The sequence below is a fragment of the Desulfovibrio biadhensis genome, assembly GCF_055388615.1.
Genome location: NZ_AP042477.1, coordinates 378,813 through 402,264, shown reverse-complemented (window position 1 = coordinate 402,264; position 23,452 = coordinate 378,813). Strand labels below are relative to the sequence as shown.

At 53.2% G+C, this 23,452-nt stretch carries 22 protein-coding genes, 1 pseudogene and 1 riboswitch; of the genes and pseudogenes, 4 read left to right on the top strand and 19 right to left on the bottom strand.

The window, feature by feature from the left end:
- Positions 1-20 precede the first annotated feature (20 nt).
- From ACZ5EH_RS01705 to ACZ5EH_RS01660, 10 genes are all read right to left on the bottom strand, one after another.
- A complete protein-coding gene (locus ACZ5EH_RS01705; protein WP_464276412.1) occupies positions 21-692 on the bottom strand; it encodes an energy-coupling factor ABC transporter ATP-binding protein in 672 nt (223 codons plus the stop codon).
- Entirely contained in the window at positions 689-1,444 is a 756-nt protein-coding gene (cbiQ, locus tag ACZ5EH_RS01700) for a cobalt ECF transporter T component CbiQ (protein ID WP_464276411.1), read from the bottom strand. The genes ACZ5EH_RS01705 and cbiQ overlap by 4 nt, the downstream gene beginning before the upstream one ends.
- Positions 1,441-2,031 (bottom strand): hypothetical protein, encoded by a 591-nt coding sequence (locus ACZ5EH_RS01695; protein WP_464276410.1) that lies wholly within the window; start codon positions 2,029-2,031, stop codon positions 1,441-1,443. Before ACZ5EH_RS01695 ends, cbiQ begins: the two co-directional genes overlap by 4 nt.
- Positions 2,025-2,666 (bottom strand): cobalt transporter CbiM, encoded by a 642-nt coding sequence (gene cbiM, locus ACZ5EH_RS01690; RefSeq protein ID WP_464276409.1) that lies wholly within the window; start codon positions 2,664-2,666, stop codon positions 2,025-2,027. The genes ACZ5EH_RS01695 and cbiM overlap by 7 nt, the downstream gene beginning before the upstream one ends.
- A 2-nt stretch (positions 2,667-2,668) precedes the next feature.
- Positions 2,669-3,412: a sirohydrochlorin cobaltochelatase gene (locus ACZ5EH_RS01685; RefSeq protein ID WP_464276408.1), complete on the bottom strand. Its 744-nt coding sequence runs from the start codon at positions 3,410-3,412 to the stop codon at positions 2,669-2,671.
- Between the two features lie 32 nt (positions 3,413-3,444).
- Positions 3,445-3,582, bottom strand: a complete 138-nt coding sequence (locus ACZ5EH_RS01680; protein WP_464276407.1) for a hypothetical protein — start codon at positions 3,580-3,582, stop codon at positions 3,445-3,447.
- 243 nt (positions 3,583-3,825) lie between these two features.
- Positions 3,826-4,030: riboswitch (cobalamin riboswitch) on the bottom strand.
- 632 nt (positions 4,031-4,662) lie between these two features.
- Positions 4,663-4,761: a MetS family NSS transporter small subunit gene (locus ACZ5EH_RS01675; RefSeq protein ID WP_464276406.1), complete on the bottom strand. Its 99-nt coding sequence runs from the start codon at positions 4,759-4,761 to the stop codon at positions 4,663-4,665.
- Positions 4,762-4,764: 3 nt separating this feature from the next.
- Complete coding sequence (locus tag ACZ5EH_RS01670) at positions 4,765-6,276, bottom strand: sodium-dependent transporter (protein WP_464276405.1); 1,512 nt, start codon at positions 6,274-6,276, stop codon at positions 4,765-4,767.
- Positions 6,277-6,576: 300 nt separating this feature from the next.
- Positions 6,577-8,718 carry a xanthine dehydrogenase family protein molybdopterin-binding subunit gene (locus tag ACZ5EH_RS01665; protein ID WP_464276404.1) on the bottom strand — a complete coding sequence of 714 codons (2,142 nt, stop codon included), beginning with the start codon at positions 8,716-8,718 and terminating at the stop codon, positions 6,577-6,579.
- Positions 8,715-9,182 carry a (2Fe-2S)-binding protein gene (locus ACZ5EH_RS01660; RefSeq protein ID WP_464276403.1) on the bottom strand — a complete coding sequence of 156 codons (468 nt, stop codon included), beginning with the start codon at positions 9,180-9,182 and terminating at the stop codon, positions 8,715-8,717. The genes ACZ5EH_RS01665 and ACZ5EH_RS01660 overlap by 4 nt, the downstream gene beginning before the upstream one ends.
- A gap of 193 nt (positions 9,183-9,375) precedes the next feature.
- On the opposite strand from ACZ5EH_RS01660, the gene ACZ5EH_RS01655 reads away from it, so the two are divergent.
- The 4 genes and pseudogenes from ACZ5EH_RS01655 (at position 9,376) to ACZ5EH_RS01640 (ending at position 12,525) form a co-directional block, all read left to right on the top strand.
- The gene (locus ACZ5EH_RS01655) at positions 9,376-10,323 is read left to right on the top strand and encodes an AraC family transcriptional regulator (protein ID WP_464276402.1); all 948 of its coding nucleotides are present in this window, start codon (positions 9,376-9,378) and stop codon (positions 10,321-10,323) included.
- Positions 10,324-10,458: 135 nt separating this feature from the next.
- Complete coding sequence (locus tag ACZ5EH_RS01650; protein ID WP_464276401.1) at positions 10,459-10,806, top strand: ArsR/SmtB family transcription factor; 348 nt, start codon at positions 10,459-10,461, stop codon at positions 10,804-10,806.
- Between the two features lie 20 nt (positions 10,807-10,826).
- A pseudogene (gene arsB / locus ACZ5EH_RS01645) lies at positions 10,827-11,938 on the top strand (ACR3 family arsenite efflux transporter).
- A 158-nt stretch (positions 11,939-12,096) separates the two neighbouring features.
- Positions 12,097-12,525 (top strand): arsenate reductase ArsC, encoded by a 429-nt coding sequence (locus ACZ5EH_RS01640; protein ID WP_464276400.1) that lies wholly within the window; start codon positions 12,097-12,099, stop codon positions 12,523-12,525.
- Between the two features lie 99 nt (positions 12,526-12,624).
- Here ACZ5EH_RS01640 and ACZ5EH_RS01635 read toward each other — a convergent pair whose 3' ends face one another.
- The 9 genes from ACZ5EH_RS01635 to ACZ5EH_RS01595 all read right to left on the bottom strand — a co-directional run bounded on the left by ACZ5EH_RS01635 (position 12,625) and on the right by ACZ5EH_RS01595 (position 23,297).
- The gene (locus ACZ5EH_RS01635; RefSeq protein WP_464276399.1) at positions 12,625-13,281 is read right to left on the bottom strand and encodes a corrinoid protein; all 657 of its coding nucleotides are present in this window, start codon (positions 13,279-13,281) and stop codon (positions 12,625-12,627) included.
- 3 nt (positions 13,282-13,284) lie between these two features.
- Positions 13,285-14,919, bottom strand: a complete 1,635-nt coding sequence (locus tag ACZ5EH_RS01630) for an ASKHA domain-containing protein (protein ID WP_464276398.1) — start codon at positions 14,917-14,919, stop codon at positions 13,285-13,287.
- Positions 14,912-15,952, bottom strand: coding sequence for a uroporphyrinogen decarboxylase family protein (locus ACZ5EH_RS01625; protein ID WP_464278248.1), 1,041 nt, complete (start codon positions 15,950-15,952; stop codon positions 14,912-14,914). Before ACZ5EH_RS01625 ends, ACZ5EH_RS01630 begins: the two co-directional genes overlap by 8 nt.
- 28 nt (positions 15,953-15,980) lie before the next feature.
- Complete coding sequence (locus tag ACZ5EH_RS01620; RefSeq protein WP_464276397.1) at positions 15,981-16,946, bottom strand: ABC transporter substrate-binding protein; 966 nt, start codon at positions 16,944-16,946, stop codon at positions 15,981-15,983.
- A 27-nt stretch (positions 16,947-16,973) separates the two neighbouring features.
- Complete coding sequence (locus ACZ5EH_RS01615; protein WP_464276396.1) at positions 16,974-17,759, bottom strand: ABC transporter permease; 786 nt, start codon at positions 17,757-17,759, stop codon at positions 16,974-16,976.
- A 41-nt stretch (positions 17,760-17,800) separates the two neighbouring features.
- A complete protein-coding gene (locus tag ACZ5EH_RS01610) occupies positions 17,801-18,577 on the bottom strand; it encodes an ABC transporter ATP-binding protein (protein ID WP_464276395.1) in 777 nt (258 codons plus the stop codon).
- An 11-nt stretch (positions 18,578-18,588) separates the two neighbouring features.
- Complete coding sequence (locus ACZ5EH_RS01605) at positions 18,589-19,683, bottom strand: uroporphyrinogen decarboxylase family protein (protein WP_464276394.1); 1,095 nt, start codon at positions 19,681-19,683, stop codon at positions 18,589-18,591.
- Complete coding sequence (locus ACZ5EH_RS01600) at positions 19,680-21,686, bottom strand: molybdopterin-containing oxidoreductase family protein (protein WP_464276393.1); 2,007 nt, start codon at positions 21,684-21,686, stop codon at positions 19,680-19,682. The genes ACZ5EH_RS01605 and ACZ5EH_RS01600 overlap by 4 nt, the downstream gene beginning before the upstream one ends.
- Before the next feature lie 723 nt (positions 21,687-22,409).
- Entirely contained in the window at positions 22,410-23,297 is an 888-nt protein-coding gene (locus ACZ5EH_RS01595) for a hypothetical protein (RefSeq protein WP_464276392.1), read from the bottom strand.
- Positions 23,298-23,452: the final 155 nt, after the last annotated feature.

The window sequence follows — 23,452 nt, the reverse complement described above, 5'->3', positions numbered from 1 at the left end:
GCGCATGTGCAGATGTTGACTCACGTAAGAGCATGCGCGGGGGTGACGATTTTTCCAGCCTGCAGGTGAACTGTGCGTGTGACCAGTCGTGATAGAAAGGCGTGATTGTGTGAAACGAGCACCAGCGCGATATTCTCCTCGCGCAGGATGCCTTCGAGGCGGACAACTCCCTTGCTGTCCAGGTCGTTGGTGGGTTCATCCAGCACAAGGGCTTTGGGGTGCATGGCCAGGGCAGTGGCAAGGGCAACAATGCGTTTTTGTCCGCCGGATAATGTGTGCGTCAGCCTGTGGGCAAAGTCGGCCTGGCCAAGTCGTTCCAACGTTTCCATGGCGCTTGTTTTGGCTTTTTCGGGAGGGAATCCTAAATTCAATGGGCCAAAGGCAACATCTTCCACGACTGTGGGGAGAAAGAGCTGGTCGTCGGCGTTCTGGAACACTATGCCGATATCGCGACGCAATAAAGTGAGCTGGCGTTGTGTGACCACGGGCTTGCCGTTATGGAGGAGCCGCCCTGACGTTAGGGGGCGTAGCCCGGTAAGGGCCATGACCAGTGTGCTCTTGCCGCTGCCGTTGTCTCCTGTCAGCCCTACTCGTTCGCCGGCGTGCAGAGCAAAGTTTACAGGGCCAAGGGCCGCTTTTGCGCACTTGGGATAGTAAACAACTCCGTCTTCCAGTGTCGCTATTGCTGTCATGCCCACCACCTTCTGTCGAGAACGGTGATACCGCAGCAAACTGCCAGAAGCAGAATGAAAAATAGTGGCCCTGCTTTTCCTGGTGGGGGTGCCGGCTCCAGGCTTCGGAAGTGACCGTCAAAACCTCGCGCAAACATGGCGTTTTGGATGCGCCGGGCTCTGTAGAGACTGCCCACGAAAGTTTGGGCCAGCAAACTGGCTATGGTGCGGTAGGTATGCATGTTTATGCGCGGGGTAAAGCATCGCGCTGTGCAGGCCAACCAACGGCGTTCGAATTCTTCTGCTGTGATGAATATCTGTCTGTAAGAAAAAGCGAGAAGCAATACGAATTTCTGCGGCAGGCCAAGCTGTTGCAGCCCATGCGCCACCATGGGAACCGTGGATGTGCCTACCAGTGTCAACAGTACGCAGAGCATGGCATTGCCTTTAACGGCGATCTTCAGACCGAGCCAAAAACCGTCAATGCTCACCATAGTCCAGTGAGACCACCGGTGTCCTGGATACGTAAACACCAGGGCAATCAGTACGAACGCAAAAAATCCATTGGGCGGCGCCAGTCGGCGTAAAGCTTCACGTATACGGACTCGCCCTATAATGAGGAGCAGAACTCCAAGCAGCAGCGAAACAAGTGCAGCAGCCATTGTTTGGATAGGCGCCATGGCGCAGGTGAGCGCCAGGGCGCTGAGAAGCTTATAGCGAATATCAAAGCGCAGCAGGGGGCCGGCGCTTGAAATAGGTGTATCCTGTATCATTTGTGGGCGGTTTCGTTGTGCCTGCGCCGCGCACCTACCAGTGCCGCCACACCGGCAAGGCCAAAGATATAGCCGATACCACCGAGGATGGTGCTCAACGACGGCCCCTTGTCCGCCATGGTCATAATTTCGCGGCGCAAGGGTTTGATTTCTTCGCGTACGGCCTGCTTCACCATAACCTTAACGGCATCGGAAGAGGCGGTTGCGCCCTGCTCTGAAAGGTTTTTTTCAGCAGCAGGCGACTCTACGGGGGGAGAGAACTCATCGCCCGACACAGTCGCCTTGGCCTGGTGTCCGGCGCCGGCATTCGTGACCACTTGAAGATCATGACCTTGTACGATGACTTCGGCTGGAATTTGCGCCTCAAAGAGGCCATTTTCATCTGCAACTCCTGTCAATACCTCTGCGCCCGTTGTGGCGTCGGTGACGGTGATTTTGGACTCTTTTCCCGCGCTGCCATCGCTGAAGCCTGTTTCAGTGATGAGGGTGTCGCCTTCGCCCCAGGCATTCAATATTATCTTGTGCGCGCTGGCTGGTATCGCGAACAACATGATGCAAAGCGCGGTAAGCACTCCCCGCATCAGCATGATGCAGCCTCCTTATGTTCCGGTTTATGGAGTTCATTACCCAGCCCCAGAAGGGAGGGGTGTGTTTTAGCCAGATACCCCACTGCAAACATGGTAACGAATCCTTCTATGATCATGACGGGGATATGGGCAACCACCACAAGCTTTGCGGTGTCCAGGAAACCATCATCGGTGAACGCCAGCGAAAGCGCGGCCATGATTGCCGTACCCAGTACTGCGCCAGCACCGCCAATAAATCCCGCCACAGTGGCCCGTTTGCCGCCGGCCTTGAGCTGGCTGTACAGCAAGTATCGGCACAGAATGGCCGGTACGGCCACGTTCATGGTGTTCACACCAAGCACTGTGATGCCACCGAACTGAAAAAGCAGTGCCTGCAATAAAAGCGCAACGAGGATGCAGGGAAAAGCCACCCACCCGAGAATCAACCCGAGCAAACCATTGAGCAGAAGATGCACGCTGCTAGGGCCAAGTGGCACATGGATGAGAGAGCCGACAAAAAACGCTGAGGCCAGGGTGGCTGCAGTGATAAGATGGTCATAGTCCAGGCGTTTGAGTCCCAACCATGCGCCGGCAAGCGAGACGCCACCTCCTGCAAGGAGAATGGGCACGGAAAGTACGCCCTCGGAAATATGCATAATTATTCTCCTTTGTTGCAGGAAACTGGCTGCGTGGCCATAAACGTTTTTTCGAGATGGTGCAGCCACAGCGAACGGAAGGGAGGGTGCTCCATTGTGCCGGTCATGCAGGTGCGTACATCGAGACCGGCTGCGGTCATGCGGCTTTTCCAGGATCGTGGTCCTTCACCGGCGATATCAACGCGCACATGATGCCCCGGCGCGCTCATGAAGGGCAGCAGCCACACACGTTTTACGCCTGATTCCTGAATCCGCGAAAGAATCTCATCGCAGTTCGGCCTGCCCATGAGCGTGCCCATGAAGACAAGAGGGTCGCGCTGGCGCACAATGGCCTCGAAGTCCAGGTATCGCTGATGGCCTGCATGATATGTGCCGTGCCCAACAAGTATGACTGCTTCGTCAGTGCTGCGATCTGGCGGCAGGTACCCGGATAGCGCATTTGCTGTGCTGTGCAGGTCCTCTTCAGCCATAAGCAGTGGAGCGCCTACCTGGACCTGGAGGAACCCCTTGCGCGGATGTTGATAGACGTGCGCCTGGTCCAGAGCCCAGTGGTACTCCACTCCGGGCACTGTATGCAGGGACTGCACCGCCAGATGGGTCACGCCTTCATCATGCAGCCTGGAAAGCGCGACAGCCACGGAATCGTTTGCAAAGCCGCGGGCTGCAAGCTTGCGTCGGATTTTATGAGCGGTGTATGCCCAGCGTACGGGGATATCGGGAAAACGTGTGTGTACCTCGCGCTCCAATGCTTCGTATCCGGCCCGGGCGTCTGGAATGGCTACTCCAAATGCTGCCAGCAGAATGCCTGGGCGCTCTGGGCGCGATCGGCCATGTTCATGGTCATGCCCGTGGTCTTGGCCATGTTCATGGTCGTGATCGTGGTGGTGATCGTGGCAGCCGCCATTTTCGTCAGCATGATGCAGGCAAGGTATATGACTGTTTTGTTTCCAGGATGTCATTGGAAATCACCGCCACATTAATGCTTGTCCACAGCATGGAGCAAAATGGTGGTGAAAACAGAAGAAAGGGTGGGGTGAGACATGAGCTCTCCTCAGTGGTTCTGAAAAGTTGTAGTGAACCGGAATGAGGAGGAGCGGCCAAGGGTATGGGATAAAGCCCGGATGCCACCATCCCCTTGCCGGCAATAACCCGTGCCATGAAACAGGGAAACAGGATGGCAGGTCTTCTGACTTTCCGGACGTGCGCCCCGCCTTCCCGCTCAGAACAAATGAACAGTGGCTTTGTGGGACGCCGTAACTTCCTGGGTTGCAGCCAAGGCCGGATTACAGCGGCGGGTCCGTTCCGGATTCGCACCGGATTCCCTTTATATCTCCACATGGAGAACCATCCGTCAGAAACGGTATCCAATCGTAGCATTAAATGTCAAAGCATAAAACTCGGGTAAAATGATGGCGGGGAGCATTTGTAAGGTATTTTGAGATAAAGGCAGAAAGCGGGCACTTCAGAAGAAATAAACCTCCAGCTTTGATGGCGTGAGAAAAAGATCCCTCATCTGTAAAGTGTTAATTGCCGCCAGAGGTGAGAGGAATAATTCTCCGTTCGTCGACAATCGTTTACTATCCAGCCGTACTCGGGGTCTACGCTAAGGACGGGCAGTAATATGCCGCAGATCCCTCATGAGAAGACGGAGGTGGCCGGAGGGGGATACACTTAACGCGGTGAAACTGAGGCCGTCCGGTATTTCAAGGGGCGTTTTCGTCAGAAGCTTCTCGTCTGCAATGAAGCTACCCTGGGTTGGACTTTTCACACAAACTGCTTCTCACAGCTCTAAAGGAAATATTTTGTTATTTGTGGAATATGTACAATGTATAGTCAAAAATAACCTACCCATACGCGCTCCGTCAGTCCGTCAGTGTGTCTACAAATAGACCCGCACGGTCTGCACGAAAGCAGAGCTGGTGCCACTATGTTGGAGCACAAAAAAAGGGTAATCGTTATGATTACCCTTGTTTATTCCCTGTGAACTGGTGCTGATTCAGTTGTCTTTTTTCATGGCGATGCGCAGGCAAATGGCGGCGCCCCCCCATGTGATGACTATGCCGCAGGCCATGGTCAGTATGGCTGTCAGTTCCATGTATCAGCTCCTTTTGGTGCAAAAATCACTATGAATGGCGATGACGCCCTGAAATTGCCCACGCCAGAGGGGCAGGCACAATGCGAGCAGCAACGTGCCGAGGAGGAGCGCCCAGCCAAAGAGGAAAATGGCGTTTGTGGTGTAGCCGCCGTAGTTTTTGCCAAAATCCTCTATGAAGTTGGAAATGAGGATGGCCCCTAACATTAAGGGGGTGACAAAACGCAGGCAAAGGTTCCAGGCTGTATTGATCCTGAAGTCAGAGACGGAGTTGACGTAATTGCGCATGGATTCCAGGTTACAGAACCACGCGACGAATACGATTTCTATGAGTCCTCCAAGCAATATTCCGAAATTGTTGATGAAATGGTCAACAATATCGAGGAGGAGCAAACCGCCCCCTGTTGTAAAGGCAGTGCTGCACAAAAAGCCGACCCCACAGACCACAATGGCTGCTTTTTTCCTGCTGAGCCCCATTTTGTCTATGATTGCCGCCACAACGGCTTCGGTGATGGATATCATGGAGGTGAGCCCAGCGAACATGAGTGCCAGAAAGAAAAGCGCGCCGAAGAAAACGGGCATGGGCATGAGGTTTATGGCAGTGGGGAGGGTGATGAACGCCAGACCAACGCCGCTGGACACGACATCCTTGACGGCGACGCCCTGTTCAGCAGCCATGTAGCCCAGAACGCTGAAAATCATGATGCCGGCCAGCAGGCTGAAACCGCAGTTGATGAACACGGTCATGCAGGCGTTGTTGTTCACGTCGGAATCTTTCGGCAGATAGCTGGAGTAGGAAAGCATGATGGCGAAGCCAACGGAAAGACTGAAGAAAATCTGCCCAAAAGCGGCGGCCCAGACCTTTCCATTCATAAGGGCGGAGAAATCAGGCCGAAAAAGCCAGTTCAGTCCTTCTGCCGCGCCGTCCAGCATGACGCCCCGGCCAATGAAGACAAGCACCAGGATGAACAAAAGGGGCATGAATACCTTGTTGGCGCGCTCTATCCCGCCGCGGATGCCTGTAAATACGGCCAGAAACGCCACCAGCCACGCAAAGACGGCAGCGCCCAGAATTGGCCATTGTACGCCGCCCGGATTCATCGGAGAGTCAGTGATGTTCAGGAACTGGCTGAAGAAAAAATCCTTTGGTGCGCTTGTCCATGCCTGTGTGAAGGAAAACAGGAAGTAGTCGATGGTCCAGGCGATGACGACCACATAGTAACAGGCGATTATAAAGGCGACGATGACCTGCCACCACCCCAACCATTCAGCTTTCTTGGAAATGGAGGCGAATATCCGGGGGGCGGAGCCGCGGAATTTGTGGCCAAGGCCGAATTCGAGCATCATGAAGGGGATGCCTGCCAACAGCATTGCGGTGAAGTAGGGGATGAGGAATGCTCCTCCACCGTTGTCATAAACCATGTAAGGGAATCGCCAAATATTCCCCAGTCCTATTGCGGAACCCACAGCGGCCAGCACAAATCCGGTCCTGGAGCCCCATGTCTCTCGCTTGCTCATGACCCTGTCCTTGATGCTTGCATGCAGTTATTTTCCAGCATGCATGTATGAAAAGTGCATAAAAAACGTAAGGGGGGTCGAATAGGACAAAGCGCTTTTCTGGTCAACTCTAATGGGGGGCGGTGCGAGGGGTGTTGCGGGGAGTGATGCATGAAGTCAGGGGTGCAATCAGTTGTTATCTATAAAAATTGTGTTTGGCGCCGGGCCTGTATGGGAGCCCGGCGCTTTTTATTCATATCGGCAGGGTTTGATCCATCGCAACATGGTCAAAGTAGCATCAGGACAATAACACCGCGGCGCTCACCCCTGCAGTAATTCCTTTTGAAAGGGCAATTCTCGCAGCCTGACCCCAGAAGCATTGAAAATGGCGTTTGCCACCGCTGGGGGGACGGTTGGCAGTACAGGCTCACCAACGCCCCCAGGCTTGTGGGTGCTGTTCATGATATGAATTACTATTTCCGGTACCTCTGACATCCGTAAAACAGGGTATTCGTGGTAGTTGGAGGTAAGAACACCGCCGTTGGCAAAGTGGACTTTTTCGTAAAATGCGGTGCTCAACCCCATAACGACTCCGGCTTCAGCCTGAGCCTGGATTGCATCAGGGTAGACAGCGACGCCGCAGTCGAGTGCGCAGATCACCTTGTGTACGGTTATCTCCCCTGCGTCCCCCACGGAGACTTCCGCCATGTGAGCGGCAAAGGATTCGAAGTTGGAAGAGACGGCGACGCCTCTGCCTCTACCAGCAGGGGCGGGCGCCCCCCAACCGGATTTTTCGGCCAGGAATGAAAGTATGTTGTATTGTCTGGACCCTTTTTCCATGTGGTCCAGGCGAAACTGTACCGGGTCTTTCCCCGCTGCGTGGGCCATTTCATCCATGAACGATTCAACCGTGAACACATTTACCGAATATCCCACCGAGCGCCAGAATCCCACGCGTATGGGCAGATTTACCATGGCGTAGGTCACGTTCATATTGGGGAGCGTGTAAATGCTATCCCTGACCCCGGAAACCGCGTCCGGGTCGATTCCGTTTTGCACATAATCCGGCATGAGTCTGGACATGACAGAAGGGGCGGCGATGCTATGCGCATAGGCGACCAGCCGGCCGTTCTTGTCCAGCCCCCCCTTTATGCGGCATTGGCTTGCAGGGCGGAAGTAGTCAGTGGCAAATTCGTCCTCGCGGGTGTTGATGACCTTTACAGGGCGGTTCAGCGCCTTGGAAAGCAATACAGAATCCACGACAGTGTCCTGCTCCCCTCGCAGGCCAAAGCCGCCCCCAGCGGGAAGGGTCATGACCTCTACCTTTTCCGGTGGCAGCCCTGTCAGATGTAAGGCAGTATTTTGGGTGGCGGTCTGCCCTTGCGTTGGCGCCCACACCCTGCAACGTTCTTTTTCCACATGGGCGGTGCAGTTCATGGGTTCTACCTGGGCGTGGGAGATGTACGGGAGTTTATATGTCTGTTCCAGTGTTTGCGCAGCATCTGCCATTGCTGCTTCGACGTCGCCCTCACTTTTGACTGCGGCTCCGGGTTTGTCGAGGTGCTCCATGAATATGGCGTTCAGCCTCGTGTCATCGAGATCAGGGTGGGAACCTTGCGACCACGTGCAGTTCAGTGCGTCTCGCCCCTGCATGGCCGCATAGGTTGTTTCTGCGCAAACCGCTATCCTGTTATCCAGAGGAACCACCTGGATAACCCCTTTGACGGCCAGAGCCGCCTCATTGTCGTAGGTTTTGAGTGTTGCGCCATACTGGGGCGGTCTGGCCACCACGGCCGTACACATGTTCGGGACGGTGAAATCCATGCCGAAAACGGTTTTTCCCGCAACCTTATCAGGAATATCAAACCGCTGCCGCTTTGTGCCTATTATGGTGTAATTCGCTGGGGATTCAAGGACAGGGCTTTCAGGAACAGGCTGTTTACTCGCCGCTTCCGCCAATTGCCCATAGGACAGACTGTGTCCGTCCGGATGAAGAACCTTGCCTTCTTGCGTGGTGCACGAATCTGCTGCTACCCCCCACTTTTCTGCTGCCGCTTGTAGCAGCATCTGCCGTGCGGCGGCGCCGACCTGAAGCAGCAAGCTCCATCTATGACGAATGCTGGTACTGCCCCCTGTTACCTGGACGTGCCACATGGGGTCCTTGAAGGGTTCTGCCGCAAGGGCTGTTCTCACATGCACATTCTCCCAGGCCGCGTCCAAGGCATCGGCAATTATCATGGGAATGCCGGTATGTGTGCCCTGACCAAGGTTTGTTTGCCCCACCCAGACAGTAACCGTATCGTCGTCGGCTACCTCCAGGAACGCGTGGGGTTTGAAGGAGAGTTCCTTTGCAGCCACAGAGTAAGAGGCGTTAAAAAACTCGAAATGGCCTGAAATAACGGTGGTGGCAATGACCAGGCTGGTTTGCTTCAAAAAGGATCTTCGCGTCATTTCTGTCTTCATGACTGACCTCCCTGCTTGGCGGTCATTGCGGCTGCCGCAAGAATGGCCTGCTTGATCCTCGGATGTGACCCGCAGCGGCAAATGACGTCGTCCATGACTTCATTGATTCGCGCCTCGGTGGGGTTTGGTTCTTTTGACAGAAAGTCAACCGTTTGCAGCATAATGCCAGGCTGACAGTAGCCACACTGGGGCGCCTGTTTCTCAATCCAGGCCACCTTTACAGGATGATTTTCGGGTAAGCCTTCAATGGTGGTGATCGCAACATTTTGTGCATCTCCAACCATGATGACGCAGGAGCGCTGGGCTTCACCATCGATGAGGACCGTACACAAACCGCATTCGGCAATACCGCAAGCGTATTTGACACTTGTGATGCCCAGGTTGTCTCGCAGCACCCATAGTAGAGGTGTTTCCGGATCTACATCGACCTGCTTTTTCGTACCATTCACATGCAATTCGATCATGGCTCCTCCAAATACTTTGTAATTCAGTACTTGCCGTTATTTTCTGCATCCTCAAGCAATAATACTATGAATACATGAAAATGCGATAGACAAATAACCTCCGATTATTGCCTGATTCTCCGAAAATGGTGATGAACATATTGTTCATATCACATTGTATCTGGTAAGGTAATAAAAAGACTGGAGGAGTGAGATGGATATCCAAAGCACTTCAGTTGATTACACCTTTGATGCAGTTCGGAAAATATTGGCGGGTCAAATATTTCAATGGACTGCGAATAAGAGTCTCCTGGAAACAGAAATATCAGGCCTGTTGTTTGTAAAATATGAATCTTCCTCTGAGCCTATGATTTTGATGTACGATCCCTGCATCTGTCTTGTTGTGCAAGGCTCCAAGCGTGCTGTGCTCGGTGATGAGGAATATGTGTATAATGCAAATAACTACCTGATTACTTCCGTGGGGTTGCCTGTGACGGCAAATGTCGTTGCTGCGGATAAAGAAAAGCCTCTTCTCGGACTGATTCTGAAGATCGACTTGCAGGTTATTGCTCAAATGATGGTGGACAGTGATCTGCCTGCTGTTCGCAAACACACCCCAAGCAGGGGCATGGCTGTTAGCAAAATCAGTTTCCCATTGCTGCACGCTTTGCAGCGCCTGGTTGAACTGCTGGACCATCCAGAAGATATCCCGATTCTCGCACCACTTATCCATAAGGAGATCCTGTACCGGCTTCTTGTTGGCGAGCAGGGAGTCCGTCTGCGGCAAATCGCCTCCACTGGGAGCCACGCCCATCGAATCGCCCGCGCCATTGATTGGCTCAGGGAGAACTATGCGCAGCATCTGAAAATCGAGAGCCTGGCAAGGGATGTCGGCATGAGCTTGTCTACGTTTCATCAGCATTTTCGAACTATAACGGCCATGAGTCCGCTTCAGTATCAAAAAAAGATGCGCCTTCTCGAAGCGCGACGCCTCATGCTTACGGAACAGCACGACGCAGCAAGCGCAGCGCTGCAAGTGGGGTACGAGAGTCCGTCGCAGTTCAGCAGGGAATACCGCCGCCAATTTGGTGCCCCGCCTTTGCGAGACATAAAAAAATTGCAGGAGAGAGCGCAGTCAGGGGGGCCCCACGCTAGGGCATGATACCACCTGTAAACGTGATGAAATACGCGACGGCTTGGCGCCCTTTGAATGCGTAATAATCCCACCGGACATGACGTTTCAGTGACATTGCAGTATACCTATTGACAAATCCGCATAGGCAGATATGTTGCCGCCATGGAAATTCTTGCGGAACGTCTCAAAGCACTCTCCGATCCGACACGGCTGCGGCTCCTGTGTTTGCTTGAACACGGCGAGCTGTGCGTTTGCGATCTCATGGAAGCCCTGGAATTGCCTCAATCCAAGGTCTCGAGACACATGTCCTATTTGAAAAAATCCGGCTGGGTTCTCAGCAGGCGAAGCAGGAAATGGATCTACTACAGCCTGGCCGCACCCGACGACTTCATTCAGTCCGGGGTGCTGGCCGTTTTGCGGAAGGGGATGCCGCATATGCCCCAGGCCAAAGATGATTATCAACGGCTTTGTCACTACCTCGAGACGAAAAACGCGGACAAGTGTGATTAACTGGCACAAAGGGGGTGAATATGTCTGCATCTGTCGTAAAAAAGCTGTCCTTCCTGGACCGTTATCTTACGCTTTGGATATTCCTGGCCATGTTCGCTGGGGTCGGCGGGGGGTACCTGTACCCGGATATTAAGAATGTCATCAATTCTTTTCAGGTGGGCGCAACCAACATTCCCATTGCCATCGGCCTTATTTTGATGATGTACCCACCCCTTGCAAAAGTGAAATACGAGCAACTCGGGCAGGTATTTCGAAACGTCAAGGTGCTTGCGCTCTCGCTTGTACAGAACTGGGTCATTGGTCCGATTCTCATGTTCGCCCTCGCCATAACGTTCCTCTCAGGCGAACACGAATACATGGTGGGGCTCATCCTTATCGGGTTGGCGCGTTGCATCGCCATGGTCATTGTCTGGAATGACCTTGCAAAGGGCGATACCGAATACTGCGCAGGCTTGTGGCCTTCAATTCCATCTTCCAGGTGCTCTTTTTTTCCGTTTACGCTTATCTGTTCATCACGGTTTTACCGGGCTGGTTTGGTTTGCAGGGCATGGTTGTGGATATTTCCATAGGGCAGATAGCCGAGAGCGTGTTCATCTACCTTGGCATCCCATTCATGGCCGGCATGCTGACGCGATTCGTGGGCATCAAGAGCAAAGGGCGGGAGTGGTATGAGAATACGTTCATTCCCCGTATCAGCCCCCTGACGCTTGTCTTCCTCCTGTTCACGATACTGGTGATGTTTTCTCTCAAGGGCGACAAGGTCATCCAACTGCCCCTCGATGTCATACGTATTGCTATTCCTCTGAGCATCTATTTCCTGGTCATGTTTCTTGTGTCTTTTTACCTGTCCTACAAGGCCGACGCCACATACGAGCAGGCAACCACGCTGAGCTTTACCGCGGCGTCCAACAACTTCGAACTTGCCATAGCGGTGGCCATTGCGGTTTTTGGCATCAATTCCGGAGAAGCCTTTGCCGCGGTCATCGGCCCTTTGGTGGAGGTTCCTGTGCTCATCGCTCTGGTTAATGTCGCCTTGTTTTTCAAGCGGAAATTTTTCCCCAATGCAGTGGAAACCATTGCCGGTGTTTGCCATGTGAAATGTGACGCCGCAGTTGTCTCAAAAGGGTCCTGACATAAGGAAACGCCCCTTTTCGTAAAGAGCACGGAAGCGCCTGGAGTCGGCATGGCGGGGCCAGCCACAAAGGGTTCGGTAAGCGGGGCGTATTCAAGCGATGATGGGAAGCTTTGAAGGTTCCGCAAAATGTAACTGTTAGAAAAAAGGAAATCGCAATGAATATTCTCTTCTTATGCACGGGGAATTCGTGCCGCAGCCAGATGGCGGAAGGGTGGGCGCGCCACCTCAAGGGGGATGTCTTCACCGCCTATTCGGCAGGTGTGGAAAAGCATGGGCTCAACCCCATGGCAGTGAAGGCCATGGCGGAAGCCGGTGTCGACATCAGCATGCAGCAGTCCAAAACCACGGATGAATTGCCGAAAGACGTCGTGTTTGATTACGTCGTGACCGTATGCAACAACGCCCATGAGCAGTGCCCGTTTTTTCCGGCCCGGACAAAGGTTGTCCATGTTGGCTTCGATGATCCGCCTGCCCTTGCCAAAAACGCGGCAAACGAGGAAGAAGCCATGGATCATTTTAGGCGTGTGCGCGATGCCATAAAAGCGATGGTCGCCGATCTGCCCGGCTTGTTCTCCTCTCTGTGACGCGGATTCTTCTCTCACATGCCATGTTTTCTTATATAGCAGCTTTCCCTCGTATGATTTTTGCGAAGCTTGCTGACATCTTTTACATGGGGCTTGTGATTATACCTTTTCAGCAACCAATTGTTTGGCCATGCGGACTGCGTTGACCGCGTCTCCTGCATAGCCGTCGGCGCCGATTTTATCTGCAAATGACTGGGATACGGGACCGCCACCGATCATGGTCCGGAAGCGATTCGCCAATCCTTGCTCGCGTACTGCCTCCACTACTTTGGCCATTCCGTCCATGGTTGTTGTCATCAGGGTAGACATACAGATGAGTTGGGCATCAAATTCCTTAGCCTTGTCCAGGAATTGATCAAGGGGTACGTCACGCCCCAGGTCGAGAACCTCGAAGTTGGCCGCCTCGAGCATGAGCTTGACCAGATTTTTCCCGATATCATGCGTGTCGCCCTCAACCACACCAATGACGACGCGCCCGCGTTGGCTGGTAAAATCCTTTTCAAGATGGGGGTTGAGTACGTCTACACCAGCATCCATGGCGTCAGCGCAAACGAGGAGTTGCGGGATGAAGTATTCGCCGCTTTCGTATTTTTCTCCCACTTCCTCCATGCCTTTGGAAAGGCCTTCGATGATGGCCACATGGGCTTTAATACCTCTATCCAGAGCCTCCTGGGCTGCTGCCGCGGCGCCGTCTTCGTCCATTTCCACCACCGTTGTGGCGAGTTTGCTCAAGATTTTTTGGCAGGTTTCATCCATGGTCTATCCCTCCTGTATCTGCTGTCGGTGCGTATCTTGTTCTGGAAAACGCAGGCAGCGGACGAATATGTCCTGGTAGTTTTTGTGGGTGGAAAGCGGGAAAGCCGCCACACGGCGGGCGATTGCCTCTGCGTCGGCCAAAAGCTCAGGATTCCGGGCTATCATTTTGGCGCCGGCAATGCTGCTGTTGCCGATGAAGGTGTGCGAAGCAGCTGAAAAATTATCCAGGAAACCAAGCCGGAGCAGATTCTCCAATTTGAGATTCAGGCCGAATTCGCCAGCGATGAAAACCCTGGAGATATCCTTGGCCGTTATTTCTGTCTGGTCCTGAAGGGTCTTCAGCCCTGAAAGGATGGCGCCCTTGGCGAGCTGAACCTGACGCACGTCTTGCTGCGTGAACAAGATGGCGTCTACGAGGCGGAAGGCAGTGGCCTTGCCGACTTTGTCCAGGCGTTGGAGCAGCCCTTCTGATAATGTACCTGACAGATTCTGCGGGCGGCCATTGTCGCCGGGGCTCATACGGCCGTTGGCATCTACAATGCCAACCCTGAGCAGTTCGGCCAAAAGGTCTATAATGCCGGAGCCGCACAGGCCCAAAGGGGGCGCTCCCTCGAGAGTTGTGAAATGCGCGTCGTTATTCAGGCTGACACTATCGATGGCCCCCGGGCAGGCAGTCATGCCACAGTGTATGTTCATTCCTTCCAGGGCTGGTCCTGCGGCGCAGGATGTTGCCGCGATAGTTGAACCGCTGGCGAGAATGATTTCGCTGTTGGTCCCGATATCTATCAATAGAAAATCACTTTCGCCCCGGTGCGCACCAAGGGCTAGAAGACCCGCGACCAGATCGCCCCCCAAATATGCGGATATGGAAGGAAGGCACATGCTTGGAACGTCTTTCAGGTGGAGGAATCCAAGCTCGCCGGCGTTGCCGCGCCATGCTTCCAGACTCACTGAGGGGTAGGGGTATTTCCCCATACCGGTCACGTCGAGGCCGCGTAGAAAATGCTGCATGACCGTATTGCCTGAAATCACGATACGGGCCAGGGAGCTTATGGGAGCACCCAGTGCCTTGAGTGACTCCATAATGCAATTCTCAATGGCTTCACGGATGGTCGTTGTCATGATTTCGGCCGCGTTTGAGGACTCTGCGGCGTGTATGCGGCTCATGACATCGTGGCCGAAAACCCGTTGCGGGTTCAGCAGGGAGGCTTTGGTCAGCTCCTCTTCTGCCTCCAGGGATATAAGCTGCACCTTAACACCCGTGGTGCCAATGTCCACGGCTGCAGCGCATTTTTCGTTTGCATGGGTGCGTTTTTCTGGGATTACGGTGAGGCTCATGGCCCCAGTGGTGTGGCCTGCCACTTCTACTTCCAATGGGGCAACGGGAAATATCCGGCAGGCCAGACGAAGCCCGGATTTGATATCATTTGCCGAAAGGTGGCGCAGTTCGTGTTCATCCGGCGGTGGCAGCGATCCCTTGATACGGACCCGGCATTTGCCGCAACCTCCACGAGCGCCACAGGCTGAAGCGATGTTTATTCCCGCCCTGACAAGGGCGTCGTGCAAAGACCCCCCGAGCTGGGCCTCGAAGCGCCGTCCCCCTGGCATAAGGGTCAAAGGAACGCTGTTCTCAGACACGTTCCTCCTCCACACCGCAGACTGTCCCGAGCTTGGCTGAAGCGTTCTTGGCTGCCTGAACCATGGCCTTAATGTTCTCGGTCAGGGTGGAGGTGGGAAGCCCGCATGCCGGAGCCAGAATGGTGGAAATTTCTACAGCCCGAGTGGACGAACGGAACGCTTTGTCCGGGTCCGCCACGCCTAATAGATGAGTGGACACGTTCCCCATGAGAGCGCGGTCCGGGAATCTTTTTTTGAGCCGTTTCAGACTGACCACGGAATCAACGGACATGGCGTCCCAGGCGATATCATCCAAGGCATCAGCCACAGGCATTATGTCGCCGCATATATGTAAAATCACAGGGGCGCCCGCATCTTTGGCAGCGGCTACCACCCGTTGCAGCATGGGCGCAGCAAACTTGCGGAAGCACGCCTCCCCCAGGATTTCACCCGAAGCACCGGGGGCGGCCAGGACAATGACGTCGGCCCCTGCGGCTACTTGCTGGCGGGCGAAATCGGCGATGTGGCCGGTGACGGCCTCAAAAGCGCTTGCGGCCAGTTCAGGCTCTCTGGCCATGGCTTTATATGCCGTGCAAGGTTCTATCAGGGAGGTCAGAAGAGACACGGGTCCGGTAAGATTGCCCAAGACAGGGACGTCCTCGCCTCGCAATAAGCCGATCGCCTCCAGGGTGGTCTCATGTCTTGGACACGCCTCGGGCGCCAGTTGTAACACTTCGGCCAGTTTATCTACCGCATAGGCTGTGACTCTGGGTTCCTTGATCATGGTGCCCAGGTCCACCGGCGCACCAAAGTCTTCGGCTTCGATGGTCATGCAGAAGGGGACACCGTAGTTGTCAATGCCACAGCGTTCCCGAAGCAGGCGCGCGTAGGCGGCCATTGCTTGTGGGTCGGTATGGATGTCGGGATAGCCCAACTCTGAATCGTGCAAAAGCTCATACAATGTGCCGGCCATCATGCCGCCGGGGATGACCACCGGAACGCGGTCCACCGCCTCCCCGGCCAAAGCGCCGAGGAGGCGTTCAAGGGAATGCATCTGATTCACAGTGTTTTTCCTTGAGTTGCTAGTAATCCGTGTCGATAACTTTGGCGAAACGTCCGTCAACGCTGGCGTCGATATCAGGCTGGTTTTTGATAAGGTCATACTTGAGCATGATTTCAGCGGTCTTTCTCAAGCCGTATTTGTAGACCACGGGCGGAATATCAAAGGTCGGCAAGGGAAGAGGCATTTGAAGTTTTTTGAGATCCAGGTGGCGACTTTTCGCGAGCATGGCTACAGTCTCATCATAATGTTCGCTCATCCAGGTGCGCGCCAGGGTAATACCTTCAACGAAACGCTTGACCGCTTCAGGATTCTCTTCAAGGTACTCAGGCTTGAACCACCAGCCGCAGGAATTCCAAATGTATTTGCTGGCTGTACAAACCCATACTTTCTTTACGGAATCCCCGTAGAAAGCCTGAATGTAAGAGCTTCCATTGATTATTTCGAGCTGGCCGGAAAGGAGCCCGGACAAGCGGTCGCTTTCGAACTTGACGTCCATTGAGGTGGCATTGATTCCGTTGGTTTCCAGGTCATAAATCAGCGCAAGCCAAGGACCTCCGGGCCGGGGGGCATTGCCCACTTTGCGGCCTTCGAAGTCGGCCAAAGTATTAACAGGCGAATCCTTAAGGGTGTAAAAGTCGAACGTGCGGTTGCCGATGCCTGAAACCATGACCAAAGGAATGCCTTTGTCGATGGCTGTGAGCGCGCCGGAAGAGGAAATGAAGCAGCCGTCGACCTCGCCCCTGTGCAGGGTGGAGATAATCACCGCAGTGCCGCCTTCAAGGGAGACTGGCTCAAGATCAAGACCTGCCTGCTTGAAAAAACCTTTTTCTATAGCCACAAGTACGTCCAGGGTGAAGTCGTAGGGCGAGTATACCAGCTTCATGTGCGGCATTTCAGCTGACGCGTCCTCTGCGTATAGAACGGGGGCGCTGCAGATGGTCAAGAGCAGGGTCAAGAGCAAAAGGCTTGAAAACATGCGTTTCATGATCAGGTCTTCCTTGTGGTTTGGGTTTCAGACAGAGATGGTCTTACCCTTGCGCCAGGGCATGAGTTTGGCTTCAGTAAAACGGACGAATCTGTCGATGCTGTAGCCGATGACGCCGAGCACGATGAGGTCCATGAACATGGTTGTCATGTTCAGGCTGGCTCTTGCCTGCTCCAGCATGTAGCCAAGCCCGTTATCCCCGGCCAATATTTCCACAAAGACCAGAATGACCAGGGAGGTTGCTGCGGCGATGCGCAAGCCTGCGTACATGGACGGCATGGCTGCGGGCAGAATTATCGTGCCCAATATGCGTCCGTCGGTTGCGCCCATGGAACGGGCTGACTTGATGTAAAGGGAGTCGACGTTCTTTACCCCCTCGATGGTTGGGATGAGTGTGTAGAAAAATGCGCCCAGCCCCACCAAAAGCACTTTGGGAAGGTCGCCAAAGCCGAACCAGACAATAAAAAAAGGCGCCAGTGCGGTTTTGGGGATGGAACGGAGAAAATTTATTACAAAATCGAAGTAGTCGTGAAGTTTGCTATACCATCCCAAAAGGATGCCCATGCTGATGCCCAAGGCGGAACCTGCCAGGAAGCCTATAAGGCAGCGGCGCATGCTGGAGATGGTTTGGCTCAAGAGTTCACCCGTACCGAGATAATGGATGAAGTCATTGATCACGTCCGAAAGCTTCGGCAGAAACAAGGGGTGTATCGTCCAGAAAGTAGTGGCAATGGCCCATAGAGCCAGGATGAGGACGGGCAGGAGCATGCCCCGTAGCAGTGTGGCAGCCTTACTTTTCTTACATCGCGGCATTAGTCCTTCTCCTTGAAAACGTTGCCCGTAAGATCAATTCTTCAGTGGGAGGCCTGTGATTCGTGCGCTGCAACCAGAAGTTTGCGGGCGTGGTGTTCGGTGCGCCTGAATTCTTCGCTCATGCGCATTTCGACGTTTCTCGGCCTTTGAATTGGGACCTCTATATCCTCGATGATCCGGCCTGGATTGCGCGATAGAAACAAAATGCGGTCGGAGAGAAAGACAGCCTCTGCTACGTCATGGGTAACAAAGATGACCGTGAGCCCCGTCTCATGCCAGATGGACAGGAGTTCCTGCTGGCAGCGCTCCTTGGTAAGTGCGTCCAGGGCGGCGAATGGTTCGTCCAGAAGCAGAATGTCCGGCTGTCCGGCCAGGGAGCGGGCCAAGGCCACACGCTGTTGCATGCCTCCTGAAAGTTCATGTGGGTAGTAGCTTTCGTACCCGTCGAGGCGGACCATGGAGAGATACGTCTGACTGATCTCGCGTCGTTCCTTTTTGGCTATTCCCTTCACCTTAAGGCCGTATTCCACATTGCCCCGGACTGTAAGCCACGGGAAAAGGCCGTATTGCTGAAAAACAATGGCGCAGCTCAACCCGGACCGGGCCATGGGTTGATCGTTCGCCAGAATTTCACCGCTGCTGCATGGTTGGAGCCCGGCAATGATCTCCAACAGTGTGGACTTGCCGCACCCGCTGGGGCCCACGATGGAAAGAAATTCTCCTTTGCCGACTTCCACACAAATTTCATCGAGAATGGCGGCAGGCCCCTGACCGTTACCGGGGAAACTTTTGCATAAATCCTTGATTTTAAGCTGCATCAATAATCTCTCTAGTCGTAAAAGCCGCAATCCAAGAGCCCTTGGGCAATGGCTTCCACATTTTCCAATGGCGTGTCCGGAGGAAAGCCACAGGCGGGCATAAGCACAAAGCCGCCTGGATGACGCTTACCTGATTCCAGACACCGTCGCGCCTCGGCTCGCACTTCTTCTGGCGTGCCATTTTGTATGATCGCGTTATTCATGTTGCCGGCCACTATATGGTTTGATCCCACAACGCCCCCTGTGTCCTCGATGTCCATCTCATGACCGATGGAAAAGATGGTTCTATCCGGGAGTGTGACGTCCTTCCAATGGACCGCGTTCAGGGTGTGATCGCCACAAAGGTGCACGGTGACCTTGGTCACACCCGCATCAGCGTAAAAATCGAAAAGCTCCTTGATATACGGCTTGCAAAAAGTCTCGAACATCTGGGGAGAGATGAGTTGGTTCGATTCCATGGGCACGCCGCTAAACAGGGTGCAGTTTTCAGCGCCATAGGTACGGATCGTTTTGATCGCCGCCCGAATAATGAAATCCGTTACCTTGCGCTGCACAGCGTGCACCGCGTCGGGGTGCCGCAGCAGCCATTTTAGAAAGGTGTCCCGGCCCACTATCCCGGCGGTGAGGGTGGTAGGGGTGCCTCCAGGTAATGACGCAGGAAAACCCTTACTTCTGGACAACTCGTTAAAGCGGGCCACCAGGGGCATCATCCCGGCAGTGGCCGGGTCCGGGTCCGGTAGATCCTCCACCTCCTCAGGGCGGGTGATCACGGGGTCAAAGGAAACAGGGGCAGGGTAGCGGTTGCCGTCAGGCCAGATTATTTCTCCGCCAAATTCCCAAGCCCCGCGTTCGGCCCAGCCGTATCCTGGCCGGGTGTTCATCCAGGGATAGACTTCCATGAGTTTCAGTCCGGCCTGGAAAGCGTTTTTGGGGTCGCGGTAGTACTGGCCGCGGTCTATGCCCGCCACGGTTGCGGAAAACGATCCGGCAAAGGGTACGTATGGCACCCGATCGGGCTTACCGCCCTTTACAAGGGCAGCCATGCGCTGGCCGGGAGTCATGCTGTCGCGCCGGGAAAGTTCGTGGCTTGGGGTGGGCTTTGTCATGATGTCCGCCTTTTGCCTATTTTTGCAGGCAAAGCCCGGAGCCAAGGAAACCCGGAAATGGGGTCCAGGTTTTCAAAGGCTCCCAGACTGTTGGCATTGGCCTCGTCCCATCCATGGGCCAGGCGCAGACAGTCCGGCCTTAGGTCGTCGGAAAGCGCCAATGTGATGTCCATATTGCCCCAAGGCGTCGTCAATTCGACTGTTTCTCCATCATTGAGACCGCGTTCGGCTGCAGCCAGGGGGTGGATGTCCAGGACAGGCTCTGGCGCCATACGCCGATATGCTTCAATCATGCGGAATTGGCTGTGTTGATAGTGGGGGAGCCTGTCTCCAGTAGAAAGCATGAAAGGAAAATCAGCATACAATTCAAGAGGCGGGCGGCAGCTTTCAGGGGTGGGAATGGCCGGTTGCCCCTGCTCCCCTACGTTGTCCGCGCGAAAATGGATTTTGCCATCAGCTGTGTTCCAAATCCCGGGCATGGATGCAGGGCGGTCGTAGGCAATGCATTTGCCAGGGGTTGCCGCAATTTCGTCGAATTCGATACCGGTCCCTGCCATGCGATCAATTAATGCCTGACGGTTGTCCTCCCAGGGGAAAAGATGACCAAGTCCCAATCGCCGGGACATTTCAAAGACCACTTTTGATATGGGCCACCCTTTGCCAGTATCGTCGGCTGGGTTGATCAAACCCAGGTAGGGCATCCCTGTCTGAACGTAGTCATGGAGCTCGAACTGTTCCAGATGGGTGGCTGCCGGGAGAATGAGATCCGCGAGTTTTGCGGTCTGCGTTGGAAAAAGGTCGAAGACAACAAGGAAATTGAGATGCGCCAGAGCGTTGCCCAATAGTGCGGGGTCGGGAAATGTGAGCATGGGGTTGGACCCGGCTATGAACATCGTCTTCACCGGGTACGGGTCGCTTTGCAGAATGGCCTGGGGCAGGCGCATAGCCTGTCCTTCACCCTTGGATGCGTAAAACAGAGGAAATTCATCTGCGCCAATGGGGGGCAGTCGTTCGGGATACCGGTCCTTGCCAGGAAGGGGTTTTAGCTTGCCCCAGCGCTTGGGCGGACGGGCTTGAGGATCGAGAAGTGCCTGAAGGCAGGCGATAGTGCGGATTGACTGCACGCCACCAGGTGACAATTCCAGACCCAGGCCTGTCTGAATCCATACGGGGGGGTGCTCAAGGAGCAGCTTGGCCGCATGGAGGAAATCCTCTGTTGCAATATTTGTCGGAGTCAGAAGATCCGCCAGGCTGGTTGTCGCCAAGAAGGCGGCCAGCTCCTCCCACCCTTCGGATTCTTCAGGGGCGGGTGCAAGCCCGGCTTTTTCCGAAAAATATTTTATGAATGCCAGAGCCAGGAGGCCGTCTGTCCCAGGCGTAATGCGAAGGTGGGCGTCGCAAAGCCGCGTGGTTCGCGTTTCGGACGGGTCCACGGCTATCATTGCCACGCCACGTTTACGGGCCGCTTTGATGCGTTCAAAGGTTTTGGCCATGGAGTTGGCCGGGTTCACACCCCAGAAAAGGATGCTTTGCAGACGGTCCCAATTTGGGGCAGGGATGCCGCCGTATGTCAGGCCGTGGCCCAGGGCAAGGGAATTGTGGCAGATGCTTCCCACAGAAAGGGCGTTGGGCGTTCCGAAACCGTATGCCAGATGCCGTAAAAAGGCGGTGACTTCCTGGTGCTTTAGCGATTCTCCCTTGAGCAGACAAACGCTCTGCGGGCCGTAAGCTTGCCTGGAGTCAACCCACTTCTCACAGATCAGGTCGAGGGCGTCGTCCCAAGAAATGGGCTTATGGCCGGATTTGGATTTCAGGAGCGGTGTCGACAGGCGGGCAGGGGAGTCCTGAACATTGCTGAACTGCTTTCCGCGAAAACAGATAAAACCTTTGCTTACTGGATGTTCCGGGTTTCCTGCGATGGTAAGTCCGTCGGCATTTCGGGAAACTAGCAGGCCGCACCCTTCTTTGCAGATACGGCATATACCGGGCAGCGAGGTGGCCATGCAAAAACTCCAGGGGCAGTTGAAATGTTTTCGGCTATATTCAATCAACATTGTTAATAGTTTGACTGTGGAAAAAACAAATAGCAATTCGTGATTACAACTGTGTGTTTGGAGTATTTTTGCAAATAGTTTAATTAAGTATGTTAATATCTTGGGTGAGCAATGTCCTAGTGTTTCAGGAGGAAAGGGGCTTTATTGGAAAGATTTACATGGCTGGAAAATGTTCTCCGTCATGCGTGGTGATGCATGGGGTCACTGGTTATTGCAGACTGTTTTGGGGGTACGGATAGTGTGTGGGATGCGCCCTGGATTCAGGCCTTTAGGAATAGGCAATGAGTATTAAGCGTTTCTGCAGCGCAAAGAGGAAACCAGGAGAGTGCGCGAGGATTAATGAGGATTTCAGACATGTGCGCGATGCCCTAAAAGCGATGGTCGCCGATCTGCCCGGCTTGTTCTCATCTCTGTGACGAACATGTTTCTGGCGCATGCCTAGCCCGAGATTTGCTTGTGCTTGTTTTGCTGTGTTTTTGTAGGCTCTGAGCAGTTTTATCACTTTTTAGATTTGTCGAGCAGGGCTGTGTTTTTACAGTTGCCATCAAAAAAAATATTGGAAAGTAGCAATGTTCTATCCCAGGGCTCATAAGGTAGGAACGCTGGCACTGTGTCCATTACTTACAGCAGTCGGAAGCTCATTTTTTATATCGAAGAAAAAGAAACGCCTTATTATGAATGTAGCTCTATTGGGTAAGTATGCGTATCTATGATGTGAGATATGTCTATATTCTTACTGGTTTTGATATTTTCTTGTAAAGAATAGAAAAAAAATTGATTATGGGGTTTTGTTATATTGTTCCAGTTATGTTGATGTTTATCTTTTCCATAGTAAGGAACAAAAGCGATATAATTCTTGCTGCTGTTTGAAAATTCATCAAATAAAAAGGATAATTGTCTTATCCTCTTTTTGAAATAATTCCTAATCCCGTTCGACGTCCCTTGCTTAAATCCACCAATATACATTTTATATGGAGCATCGGACGTTAAAAGTTTCTGAAAATCTTTAAATACTTCCTTTTCACTAGAATTTGACTCTAGCTCGCAACTGAAAATGGTACCGATTTTTAATTTTTTGTTGTTCTTTGAATCTACGAGGATGGGGAATGCTGTTTCACTTTGTTCATCTTTGGTAAGCAAGATAGAATGTGATAAACAAAGATCGTACAAGTATTCGTTGTCAATTGTGCTAAAGTCGCCTTTACATGAGTATTCTCTGATGTACTCTTTTTCAGGCTTGTAGGCATCTTTACATTCTAGTCTTTGGTATTTTATTTTTTTATCATTGTCTGAACTGCTACAATTGGTTGTTATGATACGATTACAACTAAAAGTGTAGCTATTTGTGTCAAGAGTTGAATCCTTTTGCATTTTGTTAGAAAGCTCTTGAGAAAACTTAAATAAAAATCTCTCTCCATCGCTTTGTCCAGAATTCTCTCTACCCTCTCCGGCAATGTCGATGGACTCATGTATAGTGTCCATCAAGGCTTTTGAAAACGCTGTTTTAATATTGATTTTGCCAAAAGTTTCAATAATTTTATTACGTGTTTCATTCGACATTTGAGCTGTCCTTTAACGCCTTAATAAAGAATGATTTTTTATAATGGAATAGTAGTGATTTCAGCTATAGGCGATTAACTTAGGAACGCCTTTTAACAATGAGAAGGCTGAAAATCAATCGCTAATTAGTTAATAACACAAATGATTGCTGAGCA

Coding starts and splice junctions, on each gene's coding strand:
- ACZ5EH_RS01650 (WP_464276401.1), top strand. CDS start 10,459: ATGGAAATTCTTGCGGAACGTCTCAAAGCACTCTCCGATCCGACACGG.
- cbiQ (WP_464276411.1), bottom strand. CDS start 1,444: ATGATACAGGATACACCTATTTCAAGCGCCGGCCCCCTGCTGCGCTTT.
- ACZ5EH_RS01620 (WP_464276397.1), bottom strand. CDS start 16,946: ATGAAACGCATGTTTTCAAGCCTTTTGCTCTTGACCCTGCTCTTGACC.
- ACZ5EH_RS01655 (WP_464276402.1), top strand. CDS start 9,376: ATGGATATCCAAAGCACTTCAGTTGATTACACCTTTGATGCAGTTCGG.
- ACZ5EH_RS01600 (WP_464276393.1), bottom strand. CDS start 21,686: ATGGCCACCTCGCTGCCCGGTATATGCCGTATCTGCAAAGAAGGGTGC.
- ACZ5EH_RS01680 (WP_464276407.1), bottom strand. CDS start 3,582: ATGCTGACGAAAATGGCGGCTGCCACGATCACCACCACGATCACGACC.
- ACZ5EH_RS01640 (WP_464276400.1), top strand. CDS start 12,097: ATGAATATTCTCTTCTTATGCACGGGGAATTCGTGCCGCAGCCAGATG.
- cbiM (WP_464276409.1), bottom strand. CDS start 2,666: ATGCATATTTCCGAGGGCGTACTTTCCGTGCCCATTCTCCTTGCAGGA.
- ACZ5EH_RS01615 (WP_464276396.1), bottom strand. CDS start 17,759: ATGCCGCGATGTAAGAAAAGTAAGGCTGCCACACTGCTACGGGGCATG.
- ACZ5EH_RS01605 (WP_464276394.1), bottom strand. CDS start 19,683: ATGACAAAGCCCACCCCAAGCCACGAACTTTCCCGGCGCGACAGCATG.
- ACZ5EH_RS01625 (WP_464278248.1), bottom strand. CDS start 15,952: ATGCATTCCCTTGAACGCCTCCTCGGCGCTTTGGCCGGGGAGGCGGTG.
- ACZ5EH_RS01610 (WP_464276395.1), bottom strand. CDS start 18,577: ATGCAGCTTAAAATCAAGGATTTATGCAAAAGTTTCCCCGGTAACGGT.
- ACZ5EH_RS01665 (WP_464276404.1), bottom strand. CDS start 8,718: ATGAAGACAGAAATGACGCGAAGATCCTTTTTGAAGCAAACCAGCCTG.
- ACZ5EH_RS01660 (WP_464276403.1), bottom strand. CDS start 9,182: ATGATCGAATTGCATGTGAATGGTACGAAAAAGCAGGTCGATGTAGAT.
- ACZ5EH_RS01675 (WP_464276406.1), bottom strand. CDS start 4,761: ATGGAACTGACAGCCATACTGACCATGGCCTGCGGCATAGTCATCACA.
- ACZ5EH_RS01635 (WP_464276399.1), bottom strand. CDS start 13,281: ATGGATGAAACCTGCCAAAAAATCTTGAGCAAACTCGCCACAACGGTG.
- ACZ5EH_RS01595 (WP_464276392.1), bottom strand. CDS start 23,297: ATGTCGAATGAAACACGTAATAAAATTATTGAAACTTTTGGCAAAATC.
- ACZ5EH_RS01695 (WP_464276410.1), bottom strand. CDS start 2,031: ATGCTGATGCGGGGAGTGCTTACCGCGCTTTGCATCATGTTGTTCGCG.
- ACZ5EH_RS01705 (WP_464276412.1), bottom strand. CDS start 692: ATGACAGCAATAGCGACACTGGAAGACGGAGTTGTTTACTATCCCAAG.
- ACZ5EH_RS01670 (WP_464276405.1), bottom strand. CDS start 6,276: ATGAGCAAGCGAGAGACATGGGGCTCCAGGACCGGATTTGTGCTGGCC.